This is a genomic window from Pseudodesulfovibrio sp. lm2024, from assembly GCF_051175575.1.
In the GTDB taxonomy this organism is placed as follows: Bacteria; Desulfobacterota; Desulfovibrionia; order Desulfovibrionales; family Desulfovibrionaceae; genus Pseudodesulfovibrio; species Pseudodesulfovibrio caledoniensis.
On record NZ_CP195092.1, the window covers coordinates 569,283 to 585,616 of the forward strand.

The window sequence follows — 16,334 nt, forward strand, 5'->3', positions numbered from 1 at the left end:
GTGGACGTGACGGCGGGTAGGGTTTGGCCGCCATCATGCCCGATTTTACCGCTGCATGGCTAGTCCCTTGAGCAGACCGAAACATCCGGCCAGCATCATGTCGCCGCCCGGGGCCGGAAAATCCACGTCGTACCCTTCGAGCATGGCCCGGCGGGGGCCGATGACGAAGGTGGGAGCGAACCCGTCCGCCTCGGCGGGCAGGTCCAGGCAGAGGCAGCCGTGGCCCTTTTCGTCGAAGACCTGTTCGAAGGACAGGCAGCCGCAACGGAACGCCGCCAGATCGGCCCACAGCTTCTCGCCGTCCACGCACCCGGTGTGCTGTTCGTACACGCCGTGGATGCGTCCGCCGTAGAGCAGAAAGGCGATCAGGTGCGAGTTGCCGATGTTGACCAGGGTGATGCCGCGCTCGAAGCTCAGCCGCTCGATCTCGTCCACGTAGAGCGCGCCGAGCACGGCGGCCGCGCCGGTGTCGGCCACGGGCCCGCCGCCGATGTCCCGCTGCAGGTCGGCAAGCCGGGTGAGCATGGCGGGCGGTTTTTGGTAGACCAGGGTCTCGGGGCGTCCCTCTCCCTCGCCGAGCATGGACTGCCACAGCCTGAACCGGCCCATGCGGTTGGACTGGCCGGGGTGGAAGCCGTGGTCCTGGGCGCAGGCCGCGATGCGGTCGGGCCAGGGCAGCTCGGCGGCGTCGAGGAAGCGGCGCCACCACGCCTCGTCGAAATCGGTCAGCCGGACCGGGGTGTACCCGTCCGGGCACTCCTCGGCCATGTCGATGCCCATGTCGGCCATGCGCGACAGATCGTCGGCCATGGTGTAGGCGGCGCTCTCGCTGGCGGCCACCTTGAGCCCGGCCTTGAGGTGGCCGTTGATGAACCGGGTCACGCCGCCGCCCATGTTGCTGCCGTGCAGCCAGATGGGCTGGCCCTGCAGGCGTAGCCCCTCGATGCGGCGGCCGATCTGCAGGGCCGGGGAGGGGATGACGAACTTGGGACAGTTTTCTATCTCCCTGTCCGGGGAGTACAGCAGCACGTCCTGCGTGCCGCTGCCGATGTCGAGGCAGAGTGTGGTTGTCACGTGGGTTCTCCTTGGATGTCCGGCCTTGGTTACACCGCGCGCAGGGCCAAGGCAAGGGGGCGCGGATTCCCCGCCGGGTTGACACCGGCCCGGCCCGCGGTCATGGTGCGTCATGCCCGTCAGAGTCTTCCTCTACGTCGTCCTGGGACTGACCCTGTTCACCCTGCTGCGCTACGGCATCTTTCTGCTGTCCAACGCCCTGGCCGGACGGCTCGGGCTCATCCGCGAGGAGGCGGGCGGCCTGGGGTCGGCCGTGGCGCGCGGCGTGGTCACGGCCATGGCCGCCGACGTGGTCGCCCTGCCGAGCATCGTCTTCCTGGCCCTGCCCGAGCGGCCCGCCGCGCCCACGGGCACGCCGGTGCTCATGGTCCACGGCCTGTACCACAACCGCACGGCCTGGCTGATCTTCGCCCGTAGGCTCCGCCGGGCCGGGTTCGAGAACCTGCACACCTTCGGCTACAACAGCTTCACCAAGGATTTCGACCACGCCCTGGCCGGGCTCAAAGCTCGCCTCGACGAGCTTTTGGCCGACTCCCCGGACGGCAGGATCATCCTCATCGGCCACAGTCTGGGCGGGCTGCTCTGCCGCTGCGCGGCGGGCGACCCCCGGTTCCGCGACAAGGTGGCCGCCCTCGTCGCCCTGGGCTCGCCCCACGGCGGCAGTGAACTGGCCTGGCTGGGCGGCAACCGCATGGCCAGGGGGCTCATTCCGGGCCGGACCATCCCCGAGGCCGTGGCCGAAGCGCCCGATCCGGACTGCCCCAAGCTGGCCGTCTATACACTGGCCGACGACTATGTCATCCCCCTCGACCTGCTGCGCACCGGCCGTCCCGGCTGGGACGAGCGCGTCTGCGCCCCCATGGGCCACGTCTGGATGCTCTATTCCCCGGAAGTGGCCGACATGGTCACCGACTTCCTGCGCCCGTTGCGGTGCGCGGAGTAGGGTGCGGGGGCTTAGGGAAAAGCAGGATTGGAAGGCCGCTGCGCGGCGATAGTCGGGTGATTTCGCCTCCGGCGGGCAGCGCTAGGGGTCGCCCCCTTGCATCCCTCTATTGCGCCTGCGGCGGTGTGTTCTCTCTATGTACAGGATAAAAAAAGGGCCTCATTTGAGGCCCTTTTTTTTGTTGATTTTTCTGCGATTTCTAGCTGGTGACTTCGAGGATCTTGGCCTTGAGGTCGTCCGGCTTGAACGGCTTGGTGATGAAGGCGGACACGCCGGTCTTGGAGGCCAGCCCTTGCTGGGAGGCCTCGGACTCGGTGGTGACCATGATGATCGGCACGTCCTCCATGCCCTGGGTGGAGCGGATCTTGCCGACCAGCTCCATGCCGTCCATGATCGGCATGTTCATGTCCGTGATGATGACCTCGAACGTCTCGCCCTGTTCGATGAACTCGTAGGCCTCCTCGCCGTTGGCCGCCACGAACGGCTCGAAGCCGAGGTCCGTGAGGATGGCCCGGTGCATGGCGCACATGGAGCGCGAGTCGTCCGCGGCCAGGGCCTTGCGCGTGCCCACGGTCAGAACCGGCAGGCGGTCCAGGTCCTGTTCGGCGCGCATGCCGCCGATCTCGGCCAGGGCGTCCCGGAACTCCTGCACGATCTCCGGGTCGCGGGACTCGGCCAGGGCGTCCACGAGGATGTCCCCCGCGCCCTGGCTCTCGTACAGCCGGTCGAAAATGGAGATGGCCTTGGAATTGATGACCGCCTTGGCCAGCAGGAAGGACTGGTCGTCGGCCGCCGAGATGAGTTTGGTCAGAGTCGAGATCATGCCCGGATTGATGTGCTGCTCCAGCCCGCCGATGACGGCCATGAGGATCAGCTCGTCGGTCTCGGACAGCCCGTCCACCAGGCAGATGATGCCCTTCATGGTGCCGATGCGGCCCAGGGCCTCGTACACGGCGTAGCGCACGTTGGGGTCGTCGGCCTGGCCCTTGTCGAAGGCCGCCACCAGACCGTCCGCGCCCGCCTTGTCGCGCAAAAAGCCCAGTACGTTGGCGGCCAGGATCTTGGTGTCCGTGTTCCCCGTTTCGAAGGCGTCCAGCAGCATGGGGATGCAGAAGGAGCCCACGTTGATCAGCGCGTCGGTGATGATCCGGCGCACCGTGGGATTCTTGTGGTGCAGGGTCTTGACCAGAAAGGAGATGGTGTCCTCGCTGGCGTTGCGGGCCAGTCCGTCCACGGCTTTCCAGGTGGTGATGTCGCAGACCTCGAAGCGGTCGTCCGCCTCGCTCTCCTCGATGATCTTCTTGAATTCATCGATAGAGGCGGGGTCGCCGAGCTTGCCCAGGGCCTCGATGCACGACGATTGGATGAACGGGTCCTGGTGGGTCAAAAACTTCCTGAACACGGGCATGGCTGCCTCGTCGCCGATGCGGGCCAGCGAGGTCAGGATCTCCATCAGGCGGTCGAGGTCCTCCTCGGCCATGGCCAGATCCGCCAGCGGCTGCACCGCGCCCTTGAGACCGTACTCGCCGGCCACTCGGATGCACAGAATATTGAATCCCTCGTGCGGGTCCTTGAGCCCCTCGATGACCTTGTCCTCGTTGTTCGAAAGGACCGCGTTCAGGGCGTTGACCACCATGTAATCAATGGAGGTGTCGCCGACCGGGTCCTTGAGCAGGCCGACAAGGCCGGAAAGGGCCTCGGAGTCTTTGCTCCCGGAAATCTCATTGAGGATCGTGATCTGATCCAGGAATTCCTTATCTCTGAAGTTCTCTAGTGGTGACATGGCGTCTCCGCGTGTTGTTGGGGAAGGCCGGGGCCTACTCGAAGCAGAACTCGATGGTGAAATCCCCGTCTTTGGTCTTGAAGGGGATGGCCATGATCGGGGCCTTAGCCATGTGCGAGATGGTGTGGTTGTCTCCCATGACCACGGTGGGCGTGGAGCCCTGGAAGACCAACCCGCGCTCCGCCAGGCCCGCCCGCGCCTGGCCGGAAATCATGTTCGTCAACTCGCCCACGGCGTCCTTGACGTCCTGCATGATGTCCTCGATCTCGTCGCCGAGCATGTTCTTGACGATGGCTACGGCGCATCCCTTGGAAAAGGAAAGCGAAACGCTGCCGTTCTTTTCGCCGGTGATGCCGACCATGCCGGATACGTCGCCGGCGGCGACGGTGTTTCGCTTCACGTAGGGCTTGCCCACCTCGGGTTTGATGAATGCCATGGTGGACAAGACATCTATGGCGGCTTTGATGAAGGGCTTGGCCAGTTCTACGTCCATGCTCTTTACTCCTTAAAAAATGAGGGTCTTTGTATCAGTCTTCAAGTTTACTCCAATTATCCGCAATAAAAGGAGAAGACCTGTGTGTATCCAATTGGGGCTCGCGCAACGGCAAATCCCCGCATTGCAAGTACGTACCCGAGGAAGAGTTAACGGGTCAAGGTGTGTATAATATTAATAATACCACTCCCGGTAATTTTCTTGGCCGGGTCCGGCGGCGGAGTCCGGACCCCGCCGAACGCTTCCGACGGCCGATTGCGCCCGGCGCTCCTTGGTCCGTCGGCCCGCGCGGGCCTCCCGACGCCCTTGACACGGCTCACGTCCATTCATACTTAGAGGCAAACACAACAGGAAGCGTGAACCGTGAGCTCTTACAAAATTCACCCGATCGTCATGGGAACCAAGGTCTTCGACAAAGGCATGATGACCTATCAGCACGATTACGGCACCCCGTACACCATCCCCATCTACACCTGGTACATAGAGGGCGGCGACAATAACATCCTGGTGGACACCGGCGAGATGCAGCCCATCGTTTCCGAGGACCGCGAAAAGGCCATCGGCGGCAAGATATATACCTTCGAGGAAGGGCTGGCCAAATACGGCCTCAAGCCGGAAGACATCGACATCATCATCCACACCCACCTGCACAACGACCACTGCGAGAACGACTACAAGTGTCCCAACGCGACGATCTACGTGCACGAAAAAGAGATGGAGTCGGTCTACAATCCGCATCCGCTCGATTTCCGCTACCTGGAGGACTATGTGGACGACGCGAAGGAAAACGGCCAGATCGTGACCGTGGACAAGGACACCGAAGTCCTGCCCGGCATCACCATGATCCACACCCCGGCACACACCCCGGGCGGCATGTCCGTGAAGATCGAGACCGACAAGGGCTCGGTGCTCATCTGCGGCTTCTGCACCATCCTCGAAAACCTGGACCCGCCCAAGGAGATCCGGGCCATGGAGATGGAGGTCATCCCGCCGGGTACCAACACCGGTCCCTACGAGGCCTACGACATCCTGCTCAAGGCCCGCGACATGGCCGACTACGTCCTGCCGCTCCACGAGCCCAAATGGGCGTCCATGGAGACCATCCCCGAATAGTTCAGGCGGGGGCCCGCCCATGCGGAAGCTCCCCGTTTTCCTTGCCATGAAGTCGCATCCGGGCGTACCGTCCCGTCCATGTCCCCCGCCATTTTCGCCATCCTGCCCATCTTCGGGCTGATCCTCATCGGCTTCATCCTGTACCGCCTCGACTTTCCGGGCGTGGGGTTCTGGCCGGTGTCCGAGCGGCTGACATACTACGCGCTCTTCCCGGCCATGCTCGTCAGCGGGCTGTCCGGGCGGCAGTTCGACGCCTCGTCCCTGGGCCTCTCCCTGACACTGATCGGCGCGGTCTGCCTGCTGGGCGCGTTTCTGGTCTTCACCCGGACCATGTTCCGCCTTGACGGCCCGGTCTTCACCTCGGTCTTCCAGGGGGCCATCCGGCCCAACACCTACGTGGGCCTTTCCGCCGCGGCCGGGCTGCTCGGCCCGGACTGGATGGCCCTGTCCGCCGTGGCCCTGCTGACCCTCATCCCGCTGGTCAATGTGCTCTGCGTCCTGGTCCTGTCGCGCCACGGCAGGCACGGCGGCGGCCTGGGCCGGGTCGGACTGGAACTGATAAAAAACCCGCTCATCCTGGCCTGCGTGGTCGGCATGGCCCTCAGCGTGCTCAAGCTCCCGCTGCCCGGCGTGCTCCTCGACCTGCTGACCATCCTCGGCAAGGCCGCGCTGCCGCTCGGCCTGCTCGCCGTGGGCGCGGGCCTGCGTTTCCACGGCATCGGCGCGTCCACACTGCCCGTGGCCCTGGCCTCCCTGGCCCACCTCGTGGCCCTGCCCCTGGCCGCCTACGGCTGCGCCCGCCTGCTCGGCGTGGAAGGCCCATCCGTGACCACCGCCCTCATCTATACCGCCATCCCGGTCTCGGTCTCCGCCTTCATCCTCGCCCGCCAAATGGGCGGCGACCACGACGTCATGGCCCTGATCATCACCGCCCAAACCGTCCTCTCCGCCCTGACCATGCCCCTCGTCCTCGCCCTGCTGGGCTAGGAAGACGCCCCCAACCCCCTCTCACCCTCCGAAACTTTTTCTATCCGCTTCGCGGGGCGGTCCGCACCGCTTCGGTTTTTGGCCCAGCATTGCCCGAAGTCCCCGCCGAACTCCACGGAGCGACTCGGGTGCGCAGCACTCGACAGCGGCTTTTCGCCGCCAATTCGTCCTCGGAATAGGCTTTGATTCGCCCCGTCCTGAGGCTCACCCCTTCGGGGCGTTGCGGAAAGGCCGCAACGTCCAAATCCGCTTTCCTGCGGATTTGTCGAGAGTGGTGCAGCTGTGTATTTTTTAGTGAATTGTAGGCGAGTCTTCGAGCCATACAAGATCTTATGCCTCAGGTACAGATCCAGGGGGCTTTCACCGCAGCGTAGCCGCCTACGTGAGGATGAAAGCCCCCTGGAAAAATGTGCAGATGGCCCGCTCCCGGAAGCCGCTTGCCATAAAGAAACAATTAAGTAATTATGCCGCTGATTTCCTGTTCACGGTACCAAAGGAGTGTGTAATGGCTAAAGATTTCAGGGAATATCTCGTCGAGGCCTACCGGACCGAGGAGTTCGGGCGCGTGTTCAAGGAACTGGCCGTGGGGTTCAAACTGTTCGTTTCGTTCCAGGCCAGCGAGGTGCACAGCTGCACTCCGGAGGAGACCCTGGACGACATGTCCGGCTATACCCACTGGGAGGTCACCCTGCGGTCCACCACGCCGCCCATCGACACGCCCGGCATCGGGCCGTGGATGACTCTGCGCGAAAAGGAATGGGCCGAGCCCTTTGACCGCCCCGAGTTCCAGCGGGCCATGCTCGGCGAGTTCATCCCCACCGAGCACTGCCAGCGGATCTTCGAGGACTGCATCGCCTACGCCATGGAAAAGGGCCACATCGAATCCGAGGCCGATATCCGCACCGTGGAGCCCGACGAGCTGGTCAAGAAGACCATGGGCTGCGGCGGCTGCGCCGGAAAGAAGAAGCCCGCCGAAAAACCCGCCGAATAGGCCGCTTTTATCTCCAACACAAAAGGCCCGCCTGTTGTCAGGCGGGCCTTTTTTCGTGGTCGAGGTTTAGGGGCTACCGTCCGTAGGTCGCGGTGATCGCGGCCTTGCCCAGGATGTGGCCGTGCAGGGAGAAGCCGACCATGGCGGCCGGGCTGTCCGGGGCGAGATCGAGATGGTCAACGTCCAGGGCGTACACGGTGAAGACGTACCGGTGCGGCGCGTCGTGCTGCGGCGGACAGGCCCCGCCGTAACCGGGCTGGCCGAAGTCGGTCCGGCTCTGCACGGCCCCGGCCGGGAGAGCGCCGCCCACGCTGCCCGCGCCCTGTTCGAGCCCCCGGCAGTCGGCCGGGAGGTTGAAGACCACCCAATGCCACCAACCGCTGCCCGTGGGCGCGTCCGGGTCGTAGACGGTCAGGGCGAAGCTCTTGGTGCCCGCTGGGGGATCGGTCCAGCGCAGGGCCGGGGAGACGTTGTCGCCGGTGCAGCCGAAGCCGTCCAGGACCTGCTCCGGGGGCAGGGCGGCTCCGTCGTGCACGGACGGGCTGGTCAACCGGAAGTCCCCGGCCAGGGCCGGGATCGCGGACAGGGTGAGGACGGCCGTCAGGGCCGCCGCGAGGAAAAGCGTGGAACGTGTGAGCATGATGCCTCCTTGGTGTTTCAAGGAATCTATCGGGCGGGGAGGTTGGGCGTGATCACGTTTCGGCCAAAGACGGCTCCAAAACGGCACCGCAGCGGAGCACGTCCCGGGGACTGATGCCGAACCGTTCCCGGAACAGGCCCGCAAACCGGGACGCGGAGCTGTATCCGCAGCGGAAGGCGGCTTCGCCCACCGAGACGCCCCCGCCCTGCAATAGGCTCAATCCCGTGCCCAGGCGCACCTCGCGGAGGACGTCCGTCAGGCGCGTGCCCTCACTCTGCAGGTGCCGACGCAGGCTGCGTTCGCTGGTACCGAGGCGGTCGGCCAGCTCCCCGGCGGTCCACTCCCGGCCCGGCGACTGGCCGATGACCCCGGCGCAGCGCGCCCCCCAGGTGGACGCCGAGGTCCACAACAGCGGGGCTCCCCCCGCCCGGTCGGCGATGAGCAGCAACACTTCTTCCCGGCAGAGGTCCAGGAGCCGGAGGTTGTCCGGGGCGGCCCCGGCCATGTCGGCCAGGTGGGCCAGGCTAAGGGCCAGGGTCTCGTCGCAGCGCAGGTGCAGTCCCTCGAGAAGGTGCGACGGCGCGTCCATCCGTTCTGGCCGGTCTGCCGTTCGGGCGAGCATGTCTTCGGAAAAGGTCAGGCAGAGCGCGGCGTACCGTCCGCTCTTCGGGTCCGGGATGTTCTCGACCATGGTCTCCATGCGCGCCGGGTACAGGAAGACCTCGCCCGCGCGGACGGTCAGTTGTTCCTGCTCCCGGTGGACCGTCTTGGTCCCTTCCAGGACGAAGACCGCGGTGGACTGGGGCAGGGAGACCGCGTGCAGACGGTATTGGCGGACGCTGGCCAGCAGGCCGAGCGGGGCCAGCGGCGTCAGGCCCGGTTCGGGGTCCTCTCTCGCCAGCAGTCGCTGCATGGTCCGGTGGAGTGCGGGAAAATCCATGCCCAAGGCGTATCAGCAGCGGGTACCGGAGGCAAGAGGCCGACCGCGCTTCCGGGCGGGCCCAGGATGGCTAGCCGTCCACGGCCAGGACGGCCTCGACCTCGATTTTGAGGCCGTCGGCGAACAGCCCGGCCACCCGGACCAGGGAGCTGGCGGGCAGGTTGTCGCCGTAGATGTCGAACAGGGCCTCGCGCAACGGGCCCACCCGGTCCAACTCCGTGACGAACGCCGTGACCTTGAGCAGGTTTTCCAGGCCCGATCCGTGGGCCGAGGCGATCAGTCCCATCTGCCGGAAAATCTCTCGCGCCTGCTCTTCGATAGGCCCGGATTCGGCGTCGCTGCCAAAGGCCGTGAGCCCGGACATGTACAGGGTGTCGCCGTGGCGCACGGCGTGGACGTACGGCCCGGCCGGGGCGGGCAGTTCCGGGATGTTGGTTCGTTGTATGGTCATGGGGTGTCTCCTTCGAGGCGTTTTCCGCCGTTCTTGAGATACGGGATGATGACGTAGACCTTGAGGGCGAAGAGGTGGTTAGGCATGGTCTTCCGCCAGTCGGCTCATGGCGTCCTGGATGGTTTCGTAATAGCCGGGCAGGATGGCCGCCAGCTTGTCGCGGCCCGGCCCGGTCAGCCTAACCAGCTTGACGCGCCGGTCCCTGTCGTGGGCGGCGATGTCGACGAATCCGTCCTCGGCCAGCCCTTTGAGGGTGCGGGTCATGACCGGCTTGGACACGTCGAGGTTGGCGGCCAGTTCGGTGACGGTCATCTCGTCCCTGTCCGGCTGGCGGTCGATGACCACCAGGATCAGGTAGCGCAACTGCGAGAATCCGTGCCCGGTGAAGTATTCGTCCAGGCTGCGGATGAGCAGACTGCCTTGCTTCATCAGGCGCAGGGCCTCCCCGATGACCTCGGGCCGCATGTCCGGGAACCGCTCGTGGTATCGGTCCAGGGTCTCGCGGCTGGGCAGTTCCTTGAGAAAGAACATGGTCATCCCCCCATGAACGCAGTCAGTTCCGCTGTGTTTGTCTCGGCCCCGAAGTGGCGGACCACATGCTTGCGCACGTGCTCGTGCTGGGCGCGCTCGAAGGCCGCGCAGGCGTCCTCCACCAGGTAGGCGTTGTAGCCCATGTCGTGGGCCTCGCGCAGGGAGGATTCCACGCAGACGTGGGTGGCGAACCCCATGAGGAACAGGGTGTCGATCCGCCGGTTGCGCAAAAAAGGGTCCAGGGTGGAGTTCTTGAGCACGCTGGCCCCGGACCTTCCGGAGACCACGAACTCGCCTTGGAGCGGGGCGAAGGGCGCGGGCCGATCGGCCCCGTCACCCCGCCAGGTCCCGGCCCGGGGAATGGCCTGGCGCAACCCGAGGACGCCGTCGCCGCCGTTGAAGATCAAGTAGCCGGGGTCCGCGCTCAGGTCGAGGCCCGCATGGACTACGGTCCAGCCGTTGGCCCGGGCGGATTGAATGATCCGCGCCCCGTTTTCGATTGCCGCCCGGAACGGTTCGCGGTCCTTGATGACCTTTTGTCGCAGGACGCTGTCCTCGGCCAGCCACTCCCGCTGGAATTCGATGAACACGAGCGCCGAACGCTCCCTGGTTATGTCGTGAAGCATGGTTCCTCCATGGTTTCGTCGTGCGGTTGTCTATTGTTATCATGGTAACTAATGTGCCGGACGCAGACTGTCAAGGGGGGCTGGACTGGGGTTAGCCGAAGAAGTAGGTCAGCACGACCACGTAGACCAGGGAAGGGAGCAGATTGGCCAGGCGGATCTCGGTCAGTTCCAGGAGGTTGATGCCGATGCCCACGATGAGCAGGCCGCCGCAGCCGGTGATCTGGGCGATCATCAGGTCAGAGAAGTACTGCTGGAAGAACGACGCGCCCACGGTGATGGAGCCCTGGTACACAAGGACCGGGATGAACGAAAAGATGACCCCGGTGCCGTAGGTGGCGGCGAAGGCGATGGCCGCGAAGCCGTCCAGGATGGATTTGGTGTAGATGATGGTGGCGTCGCCGTGGATGCCCTCCTCGAGGGAACCGACAATGGCCATGGCCCCGATGCAGAAGAGCAGGGAGGTGGTCACCAGCCCGTCGGTGAAGGTGGCGTTCTTGGACCGGACCAGCTTCTTGAAGCGGTTGCCCAGCCGTTCCAGCAGGGTGTCCAGCCGCAGCCATTCGCCGGTGATGCCGCCCAGCAACACCGCGAAGATGACGATCAGGATGTTCTCCACCTTGAGCGCCATCTGCACGCCGATGAGCAGCACGCACAACCCCAGCCCCTGGAACACGATGGTCCGGATGCGGTCCGGGAAACGGGATTGCAGAAAACAGCCGATCAGCGAACCGCCGATGATGGCGCAGGCGTTGACGAGGGAACCGATGGGCAACATGGGTGTTTCCTTGATCAGACGTGGATATGTCGTCCAGCGGTGCTATCACCAAGCGTAGGGCCTGACAAGCGGAATGGGGTCGATCCCGCTTGGAAAGTCGTCTAGCGGAACAGGGAAAAGACCGTGGCCCCGAGGACGTTGAGCATGCCCACGAGGATCATCAGCAGTCCGGCCACGGAGCCCTCCTCCTGGCCGAGCTCATTGGCCTTGGCCGTGCCCGCGCCGTGAGCGGCCACGCCGAGCATGGCCCCGCGCGCCAGGGCCGAGCGCAGAGGCAGCCGGTCGGCCAGGAATCCGCCCACGATGGAGCCGAGCACGCCGGTGACGATAACGAAGACCGCCGTCAGGTCCGCCGTCCCGCCGATGTCCTTGGACACGTCCATGGCGAACGGTGTGCTGATGGAGCGCGGCAGCAGGCTGAGGCGCAGGGGGCCGTCTATGCCGAGGACCGAGGCGAAGATCCAGCTGGTCACAAAGGCCGTGGCGGACCCGGCCAGCATGCCGATTCCCAGCACGCCCCAGTAGCGCCGGATGAGGCGGCGCTGCTCGTAGATGGGCACGGCGAAGGCCACGGTGACCGGTCCCAGCATGGTCAGGAGCCAGCCCGCCGAGTCGTGGTAGCGGCTGTAGGGCACGCGCAGGGCCCAGACCAGCACGATCAGCAGCGCCGGAGCCAGGGCCAGCGGCATCTGCCACCAGCGGTGCCAGCGGCCGTAGACGAGCTTGGCCAGCAGGTAGAGTCCGATGGTCGCCAGGGACCAGATGGCGGCCTGGACCAGGGGGTTGTTCCAGTACTCAGTCACGGTGGTCACGGCGGGCCTCCATGCGGAAGAAGAGATCGACGGTCAGCGCGGTGACGTTCATGACCGCGACGGTGCCCATGAAGATGACCGCCAGGAGCTTTAGCCCGAGCAGGCCGAAGAACTCGGGGTGGGCGGTGACCGCGGGCACGGCCGGGATGAAGAACAGGAGCATCTCGCCCAAGTACCAGTCGGCCCCCCGGCGCAGGCTGCGGGGGCTGATCTTCCGGCTGAAAAGCAGCAGATAGACGATGAGCAGGCCGACGATGCCCGACGGGATCGGGGCGTGGGTCGCCCGGACGAATCCTTCGCTGGCCAGCCAGACGAGAAAGAGCAGGCCGATCTGGGCCAGGCTGCTGTTGTGGAATTTCCTCCGCAGGGGAATGACTATGGCTCGTGTTGTCATGAATACCTCGTGACGGGAAAATAGGCCGCCGCAATCGATGAAGCAAATGACTTGTACAACTTGAAACTATTCCATATTGGAATAGGTATGGAGTTCAGAAAAATACAGATGTTCGTGGAGGTGGTCCGCCAGCAGGGCTTTTCCAGGGCCGCCAAGGTCATGTTCAGCACGCAGTCGACCATCAGCAAGGCCGTGCGTCAGCTGGAGAATGAACTGGACGCGCCGTTGCTGGACAGGCACGCGCGGGGCGTCGTTCTGACCCCGTCGGGCGAGGTGGTCTACCGCCGGGGGCTGCGTCTGCTGGCCGAGCGAGGCGACATGTTGCGCGAGCTGGAGGAGCTCCATGGCCTGGCCAAGGGCACGCTGGCGCTGGGGCTGCCGCAGATCGGCGCGTCCACCCTGTTCGCCCCGGTCTTCGCGGAGTACCGCAAACGCTTTCCCGGCATCGACATCCGGCTGGTGGAGCACGGCAGCGACGAGTTGGAGGAACTGCTGCTCGCCGGGCGTGTGGAGCTGGCCGCGTCGCTGTTGCCCGTGTCCGAGGAATTCGAGTGGCTGCCGGTCCGGCGCGAGCCGCTGGTGGCGCTGCTCTCGCGCGACTATCCCCAGGCTGTGCATGGCTCCATCCGTCTCGAGGCCCTGCGCGAGGTGCCGTTCATCCTCTTCGAGGACGGCTTCGCCCTGAACAGGATCATCCTGGCGGCCTGCCGCAGGAGCGGTTTCGAGCCCGCGGTCATCACCAAGAGCAGCCAGATCGACTTCATCTGCAAGCTGGCCGGGGCCGGGCTGGGAGCGGCCTTCCTGCCCCGGGTCGTGGCCGAACAGCGGACCTCCGGCGAGGTCGGGCTGGTCGAATTGGAGGACCCGCACACGGCCTGGGACATGGCCGTCATCTGGCGGCGGGGGGCGTATCGTTCCCGAGCGGCCCAGGCGTGGCTCGACGTGGCGCGCGATCTGTACGGCGACCCGGCAGCGGGCTGACCACCTCTTCAATAAAAGAAAAGGACCGGCCGAGGGGCCGGTCCTTTGTTGTGCGGACGCGAGGGTTAGTACTGGATGTAAGCGACGTGGGTCTGCAGGTATTCAAACAGGCCGTGCTTGCCGTCGGCACCGCCGATGCCGGACTTGCGCCAGCCCGCGTGGAAGCCCTGGATGGCCTCGAAGTGCTCGCGGTTGACGTAGGTCTCGCCGAACTTGAGCTCATTGATGGCCCGCATCGTCTTGTTCATGTTGGAGGTGAAGATGGACGAGGTCAGGCCGTATTCGCAGTCGTTGGACAGCTCGATGGCCTCGTCGAAGTCGCCGACCTTGACCACGGGCAGTGCCGGGCCGAAGATTTCCTTGCGGACGATCTCCATGTCCTGGGTGCAGCCCGCCAGCAGGGTGGGCTCGTAGAAGTAGCCCGAGGGCTGGTTTTCGGCGCGCTTGCCGCCGACCAGCACCTCCGCGCCCTCGGCCTTGGCCCGGTCGACCGTGGCCGCGATCTTGTCGAGCTGGGCGCCGTTGATCTGGGAGGACATGTCGGGCGCGGTCTTGGCAAAGGGATCGCCGTAGGTCACTGCGCTCATGGCCTTGGTCATGCGCTCGATGAACTCGTCGTAGACCGGAGCCTCCACGTAGACGCGCTCGGCGCAGTTGCAGACCTGGCCGGAGAAGATGACGCGCGAGGCGACCACGGCCTTGACGGTCAGGTCCATGTCGCAGTCGGCGCAGACAATGACCGGGGCCTTGCCGCCCAGTTCCAGCGAGGTCTTGGTAATGTTCTCGGCCGTGGCGGAGATGATCCGCTGGCCGGTCTCCACGCTGCCGGTCAGGGTGATCAGGCCGACCTCCGGGCTGCGCACCAGGGCGTCGCCCAGGGTGGAGCCGCCGCCGGACACGAAGTTGAGCACGCCCTTGGGCAGGCCGATGCCGGCGATGAGCTTGGCGAACTCGAAGGTGGTGTTCGGGGTGTCGCTGCTCGGCTTGAGGATGATGGTGCAGCCGGTCAGGATGGACGGGGCTACCTTGCGGGCCATGACGAAGAACGGGAAGTTCCACGGGCAGATGCCGACCACCACGCCGACGGGCTGGCGGTACAGGAGGATGTTTTCGGTGGGCCGGTCGCTCTGGATGACCTCGCCCTCGTACTTGTTGGCCCAGCCCGCGTAGTAGTCGAAATAGGCGGCGGTGGCGTCTATCTCCACCTGGGCGAGCGGCATGACCTTGGCCTGTTCCTCGGCCAGGGTCTCGGCGAGCATGACGCGGTTGGCCCGGATGGCGTCGGCCATCTTGGTCAGGTACGCGGCGCGTTCGGAGCAGGGCTTGGCGGCCCAGGCCTTCTGCGCGGCGGTGGCGGCTTCCAGCGCCAGGGCCGCGTCCTCGGCGTTGCCCTTGGGGGCCATGGCCACGACTTTCTCGGTGAACGGGTTGATGACCTCGAACCGCTCCTTGGAAACCGCGTCACGGAACTCGCCGTTGATGTACTGCTGATATGATTTCATCCAAAACCTCCTGAATAACAAGTGGGTTAATGTGCCAGCCTACAGGGAAAACCTCACCACCAGGAAACGGTCCGGCTGGGGTGCACATAAGAATGGTGCATACGTTGACAGAAGCGGAGGCCTGAAACAACCCCTCCAGCCGAGAAATGTGTCAATTCCAGCATAGTGGACATTCTCCGGCCAAAAGGGGGACACGGCCCCCCCCCTGTGGGATGGCGGCCACGGCCTGCCCCCGTCCCGCAGCCGAGACAAGACCATTGACAGAGACCGCGCCCCTGCCCTATGAGAGAACCTCTCCCAAGCCAGGGTGGCGGAATTGGTAGACGCAGCGGACTCAAAATCCGCCGGTAGCGATACTGTGAGGGTTCGAGTCCCTCCCCTGGTACCATACGAAAATCAGTGGCTTACGACGGAAATCGTGAGCCACTTCTTTTTGTGTCTTCTGATGTTGTTTGCCGTTTGCCCCGCATTTGCCCCTCTTTTGTGCTCATCGTTGGTGGTTAATGCTTGTTCGGTTTTGTGGGATATACAAATGATTGTGCCGATGATAGTAAGGCTAAAAGGTTAACGGCTTCCGATTACGGTTAGCTTACCTCTTATGTTGATTGAGCTTGCTATTGAGGGGCTAGGTGTTTTTTTGGGGTTGGGCTTAAGAACACGAGAATTAGATGACTTGGATATATCATTTTACGCACTACGAAAATCTAAACTCAATATTGGCTACGGGTGGCTTGAAATGCGATTCAGATATGGTCAATAAAGGCCATGCCATCGTAGGTAACAGGGATATTAAAACTCGGCGATTTAAAAAGAATGTGACGGTTCCTCCCAACGGTGTGGTTGCTGACTATGTTCCTTTTTATTTTGCTCCTCGCTCTCCCATGCTTTATTCGATTCATAGAGGCAATGTTCCTGAGTGTGACTATGGGCAGAAGGAAGTTATTTATTTGTGCACCACGGTAGAGGACGTTGTGTCAAAAGCTGAGTGTTGCTTCACTGATAGGAATGCAGCATTGACCTTCGCTTCATTCTATAAGGATGTCGGTCAACTTCATAACGTGGTCGATATGCCTTTGATGAGTGAGAAGATGTGGAACAACACACCTACTGATCTAGACCGTATGGAGCGTCGGATGGCTGAGTTCCTAGTCCATCGTTTCTTTTTGTGGGAGCTCGTTCGGTTTATTGGGGTGGCCAGTGTGGAAGTTAAAAACTACGTTGACGGATTGCTTCAAAGCAGTGGGAAAAATGTCGCCACTGACATCAGAACAGATTGGTACTATTAGGAGAGGTCTGCG

General features: G+C 63.9%; 18 protein-coding genes and 1 tRNA gene. 7 read left to right on the forward strand and 12 right to left on the reverse strand.

Features of this window, described 5'->3' with window-relative positions; translation table 11 throughout:
* Positions 1-45 precede the first annotated feature (45 nt).
* Complete coding sequence (locus ACR42D_RS02565; RefSeq protein ID WP_484565301.1) at positions 46-1,074, reverse strand: DUF1786 domain-containing protein; 1,029 nt, start codon at positions 1,072-1,074, stop codon at positions 46-48.
* 112 nt (positions 1,075-1,186) lie between these two features.
* On the opposite strand from ACR42D_RS02565, the gene ACR42D_RS02570 reads away from it, so the two are divergent.
* Positions 1,187-2,017 (forward strand): alpha/beta fold hydrolase, encoded by an 831-nt coding sequence (locus ACR42D_RS02570; protein ID WP_484565302.1) that lies wholly within the window; start codon positions 1,187-1,189, stop codon positions 2,015-2,017.
* Between the two features lie 199 nt (positions 2,018-2,216).
* On the opposite strand, the gene ACR42D_RS02575 is transcribed toward ACR42D_RS02570, so the two are convergent.
* Together ACR42D_RS02575 and ACR42D_RS02580 are read right to left on the reverse strand one after the other, a co-directional pair.
* Positions 2,217-3,800 (reverse strand): HEAT repeat domain-containing protein, encoded by a 1,584-nt coding sequence (locus tag ACR42D_RS02575; RefSeq protein ID WP_484565303.1) that lies wholly within the window; start codon positions 3,798-3,800, stop codon positions 2,217-2,219.
* Positions 3,801-3,834: 34 nt separating this feature from the next.
* Complete coding sequence (locus tag ACR42D_RS02580) at positions 3,835-4,293, reverse strand: chemotaxis protein CheX (protein WP_319581534.1); 459 nt, start codon at positions 4,291-4,293, stop codon at positions 3,835-3,837.
* A gap of 363 nt (positions 4,294-4,656) precedes the next feature.
* Here ACR42D_RS02580 and ACR42D_RS02585 point away from each other — a divergent pair, with 363 nt between their 5' ends.
* The 3 genes from ACR42D_RS02585 (at position 4,657) to ACR42D_RS02595 (ending at position 7,384) form a co-directional block, all read left to right on the forward strand.
* Complete coding sequence (locus tag ACR42D_RS02585) at positions 4,657-5,406, forward strand: N-acyl homoserine lactonase family protein (RefSeq protein ID WP_484565304.1); 750 nt, start codon at positions 4,657-4,659, stop codon at positions 5,404-5,406.
* Positions 5,407-5,484: 78 nt separating this feature from the next.
* Positions 5,485-6,393 (forward strand): AEC family transporter, encoded by a 909-nt coding sequence (locus tag ACR42D_RS02590; protein WP_484565305.1) that lies wholly within the window; start codon positions 5,485-5,487, stop codon positions 6,391-6,393.
* Positions 6,394-6,898: 505 nt separating this feature from the next.
* Positions 6,899-7,384, forward strand: coding sequence for a hypothetical protein (locus ACR42D_RS02595; RefSeq protein ID WP_484565306.1), 486 nt, complete (start codon positions 6,899-6,901; stop codon positions 7,382-7,384).
* 73 nt (positions 7,385-7,457) lie between these two features.
* Here ACR42D_RS02595 and ACR42D_RS02600 read toward each other — a convergent pair whose 3' ends face one another.
* The 8 genes from ACR42D_RS02600 to ACR42D_RS02635 all read right to left on the reverse strand — a co-directional run bounded on the left by ACR42D_RS02600 (position 7,458) and on the right by ACR42D_RS02635 (position 12,553).
* The gene (locus ACR42D_RS02600) at positions 7,458-8,024 is read right to left on the reverse strand and encodes a kinase inhibitor (RefSeq protein ID WP_484565307.1); all 567 of its coding nucleotides are present in this window, start codon (positions 8,022-8,024) and stop codon (positions 7,458-7,460) included.
* A 52-nt stretch (positions 8,025-8,076) separates the two neighbouring features.
* Complete coding sequence (locus tag ACR42D_RS02605; protein WP_484565308.1) at positions 8,077-8,964, reverse strand: AraC family transcriptional regulator; 888 nt, start codon at positions 8,962-8,964, stop codon at positions 8,077-8,079.
* Between the two features lie 70 nt (positions 8,965-9,034).
* Positions 9,035-9,415 (reverse strand): RidA family protein, encoded by a 381-nt coding sequence (locus ACR42D_RS02610; protein ID WP_484565309.1) that lies wholly within the window; start codon positions 9,413-9,415, stop codon positions 9,035-9,037.
* A gap of 78 nt (positions 9,416-9,493) precedes the next feature.
* Complete coding sequence (locus ACR42D_RS02615; RefSeq protein ID WP_484565310.1) at positions 9,494-9,946, reverse strand: MarR family winged helix-turn-helix transcriptional regulator; 453 nt, start codon at positions 9,944-9,946, stop codon at positions 9,494-9,496.
* Positions 9,947-9,948: 2 nt separating this feature from the next.
* Positions 9,949-10,572: a cysteine hydrolase family protein gene (locus ACR42D_RS02620; RefSeq protein ID WP_484565311.1), complete on the reverse strand. Its 624-nt coding sequence runs from the start codon at positions 10,570-10,572 to the stop codon at positions 9,949-9,951.
* A 91-nt stretch (positions 10,573-10,663) separates the two neighbouring features.
* A complete protein-coding gene (locus tag ACR42D_RS02625; RefSeq protein ID WP_484565312.1) occupies positions 10,664-11,347 on the reverse strand; it encodes a DUF554 domain-containing protein in 684 nt (227 codons plus the stop codon).
* A gap of 101 nt (positions 11,348-11,448) precedes the next feature.
* Positions 11,449-12,159, reverse strand: coding sequence for an LrgB family protein (locus tag ACR42D_RS02630; RefSeq protein WP_484565313.1), 711 nt, complete (start codon positions 12,157-12,159; stop codon positions 11,449-11,451).
* Positions 12,143-12,553 carry a CidA/LrgA family protein gene (locus tag ACR42D_RS02635; protein WP_484565314.1) on the reverse strand — a complete coding sequence of 137 codons (411 nt, stop codon included), beginning with the start codon at positions 12,551-12,553 and terminating at the stop codon, positions 12,143-12,145. The genes ACR42D_RS02630 and ACR42D_RS02635 overlap by 17 nt, the downstream gene beginning before the upstream one ends.
* A gap of 87 nt (positions 12,554-12,640) precedes the next feature.
* On the opposite strand from ACR42D_RS02635, the gene ACR42D_RS02640 reads away from it, so the two are divergent.
* Entirely contained in the window at positions 12,641-13,534 is an 894-nt protein-coding gene (locus ACR42D_RS02640) for a LysR family transcriptional regulator (protein WP_484565315.1), read from the forward strand.
* A gap of 65 nt (positions 13,535-13,599) precedes the next feature.
* Here ACR42D_RS02640 and aldA read toward each other — a convergent pair whose 3' ends face one another.
* Positions 13,600-15,036: an aldehyde dehydrogenase gene (gene aldA, locus ACR42D_RS02645; protein ID WP_484565316.1), complete on the reverse strand. Its 1,437-nt coding sequence runs from the start codon at positions 15,034-15,036 to the stop codon at positions 13,600-13,602.
* A gap of 301 nt (positions 15,037-15,337) precedes the next feature.
* Here aldA and ACR42D_RS02650 point away from each other — a divergent pair.
* Both ACR42D_RS02650 and darT read left to right on the forward strand, forming a co-directional pair.
* A tRNA-Leu gene (locus tag ACR42D_RS02650) sits at positions 15,338-15,424 on the forward strand.
* Between the two features lie 280 nt (positions 15,425-15,704).
* Positions 15,705-16,322, forward strand: coding sequence for a type II toxin-antitoxin system toxin DNA ADP-ribosyl transferase DarT (gene darT / locus ACR42D_RS02655; protein WP_484565317.1), 618 nt, complete (start codon positions 15,705-15,707; stop codon positions 16,320-16,322).
* The last annotated feature ends 12 nt before the right edge of the window (positions 16,323-16,334 follow it).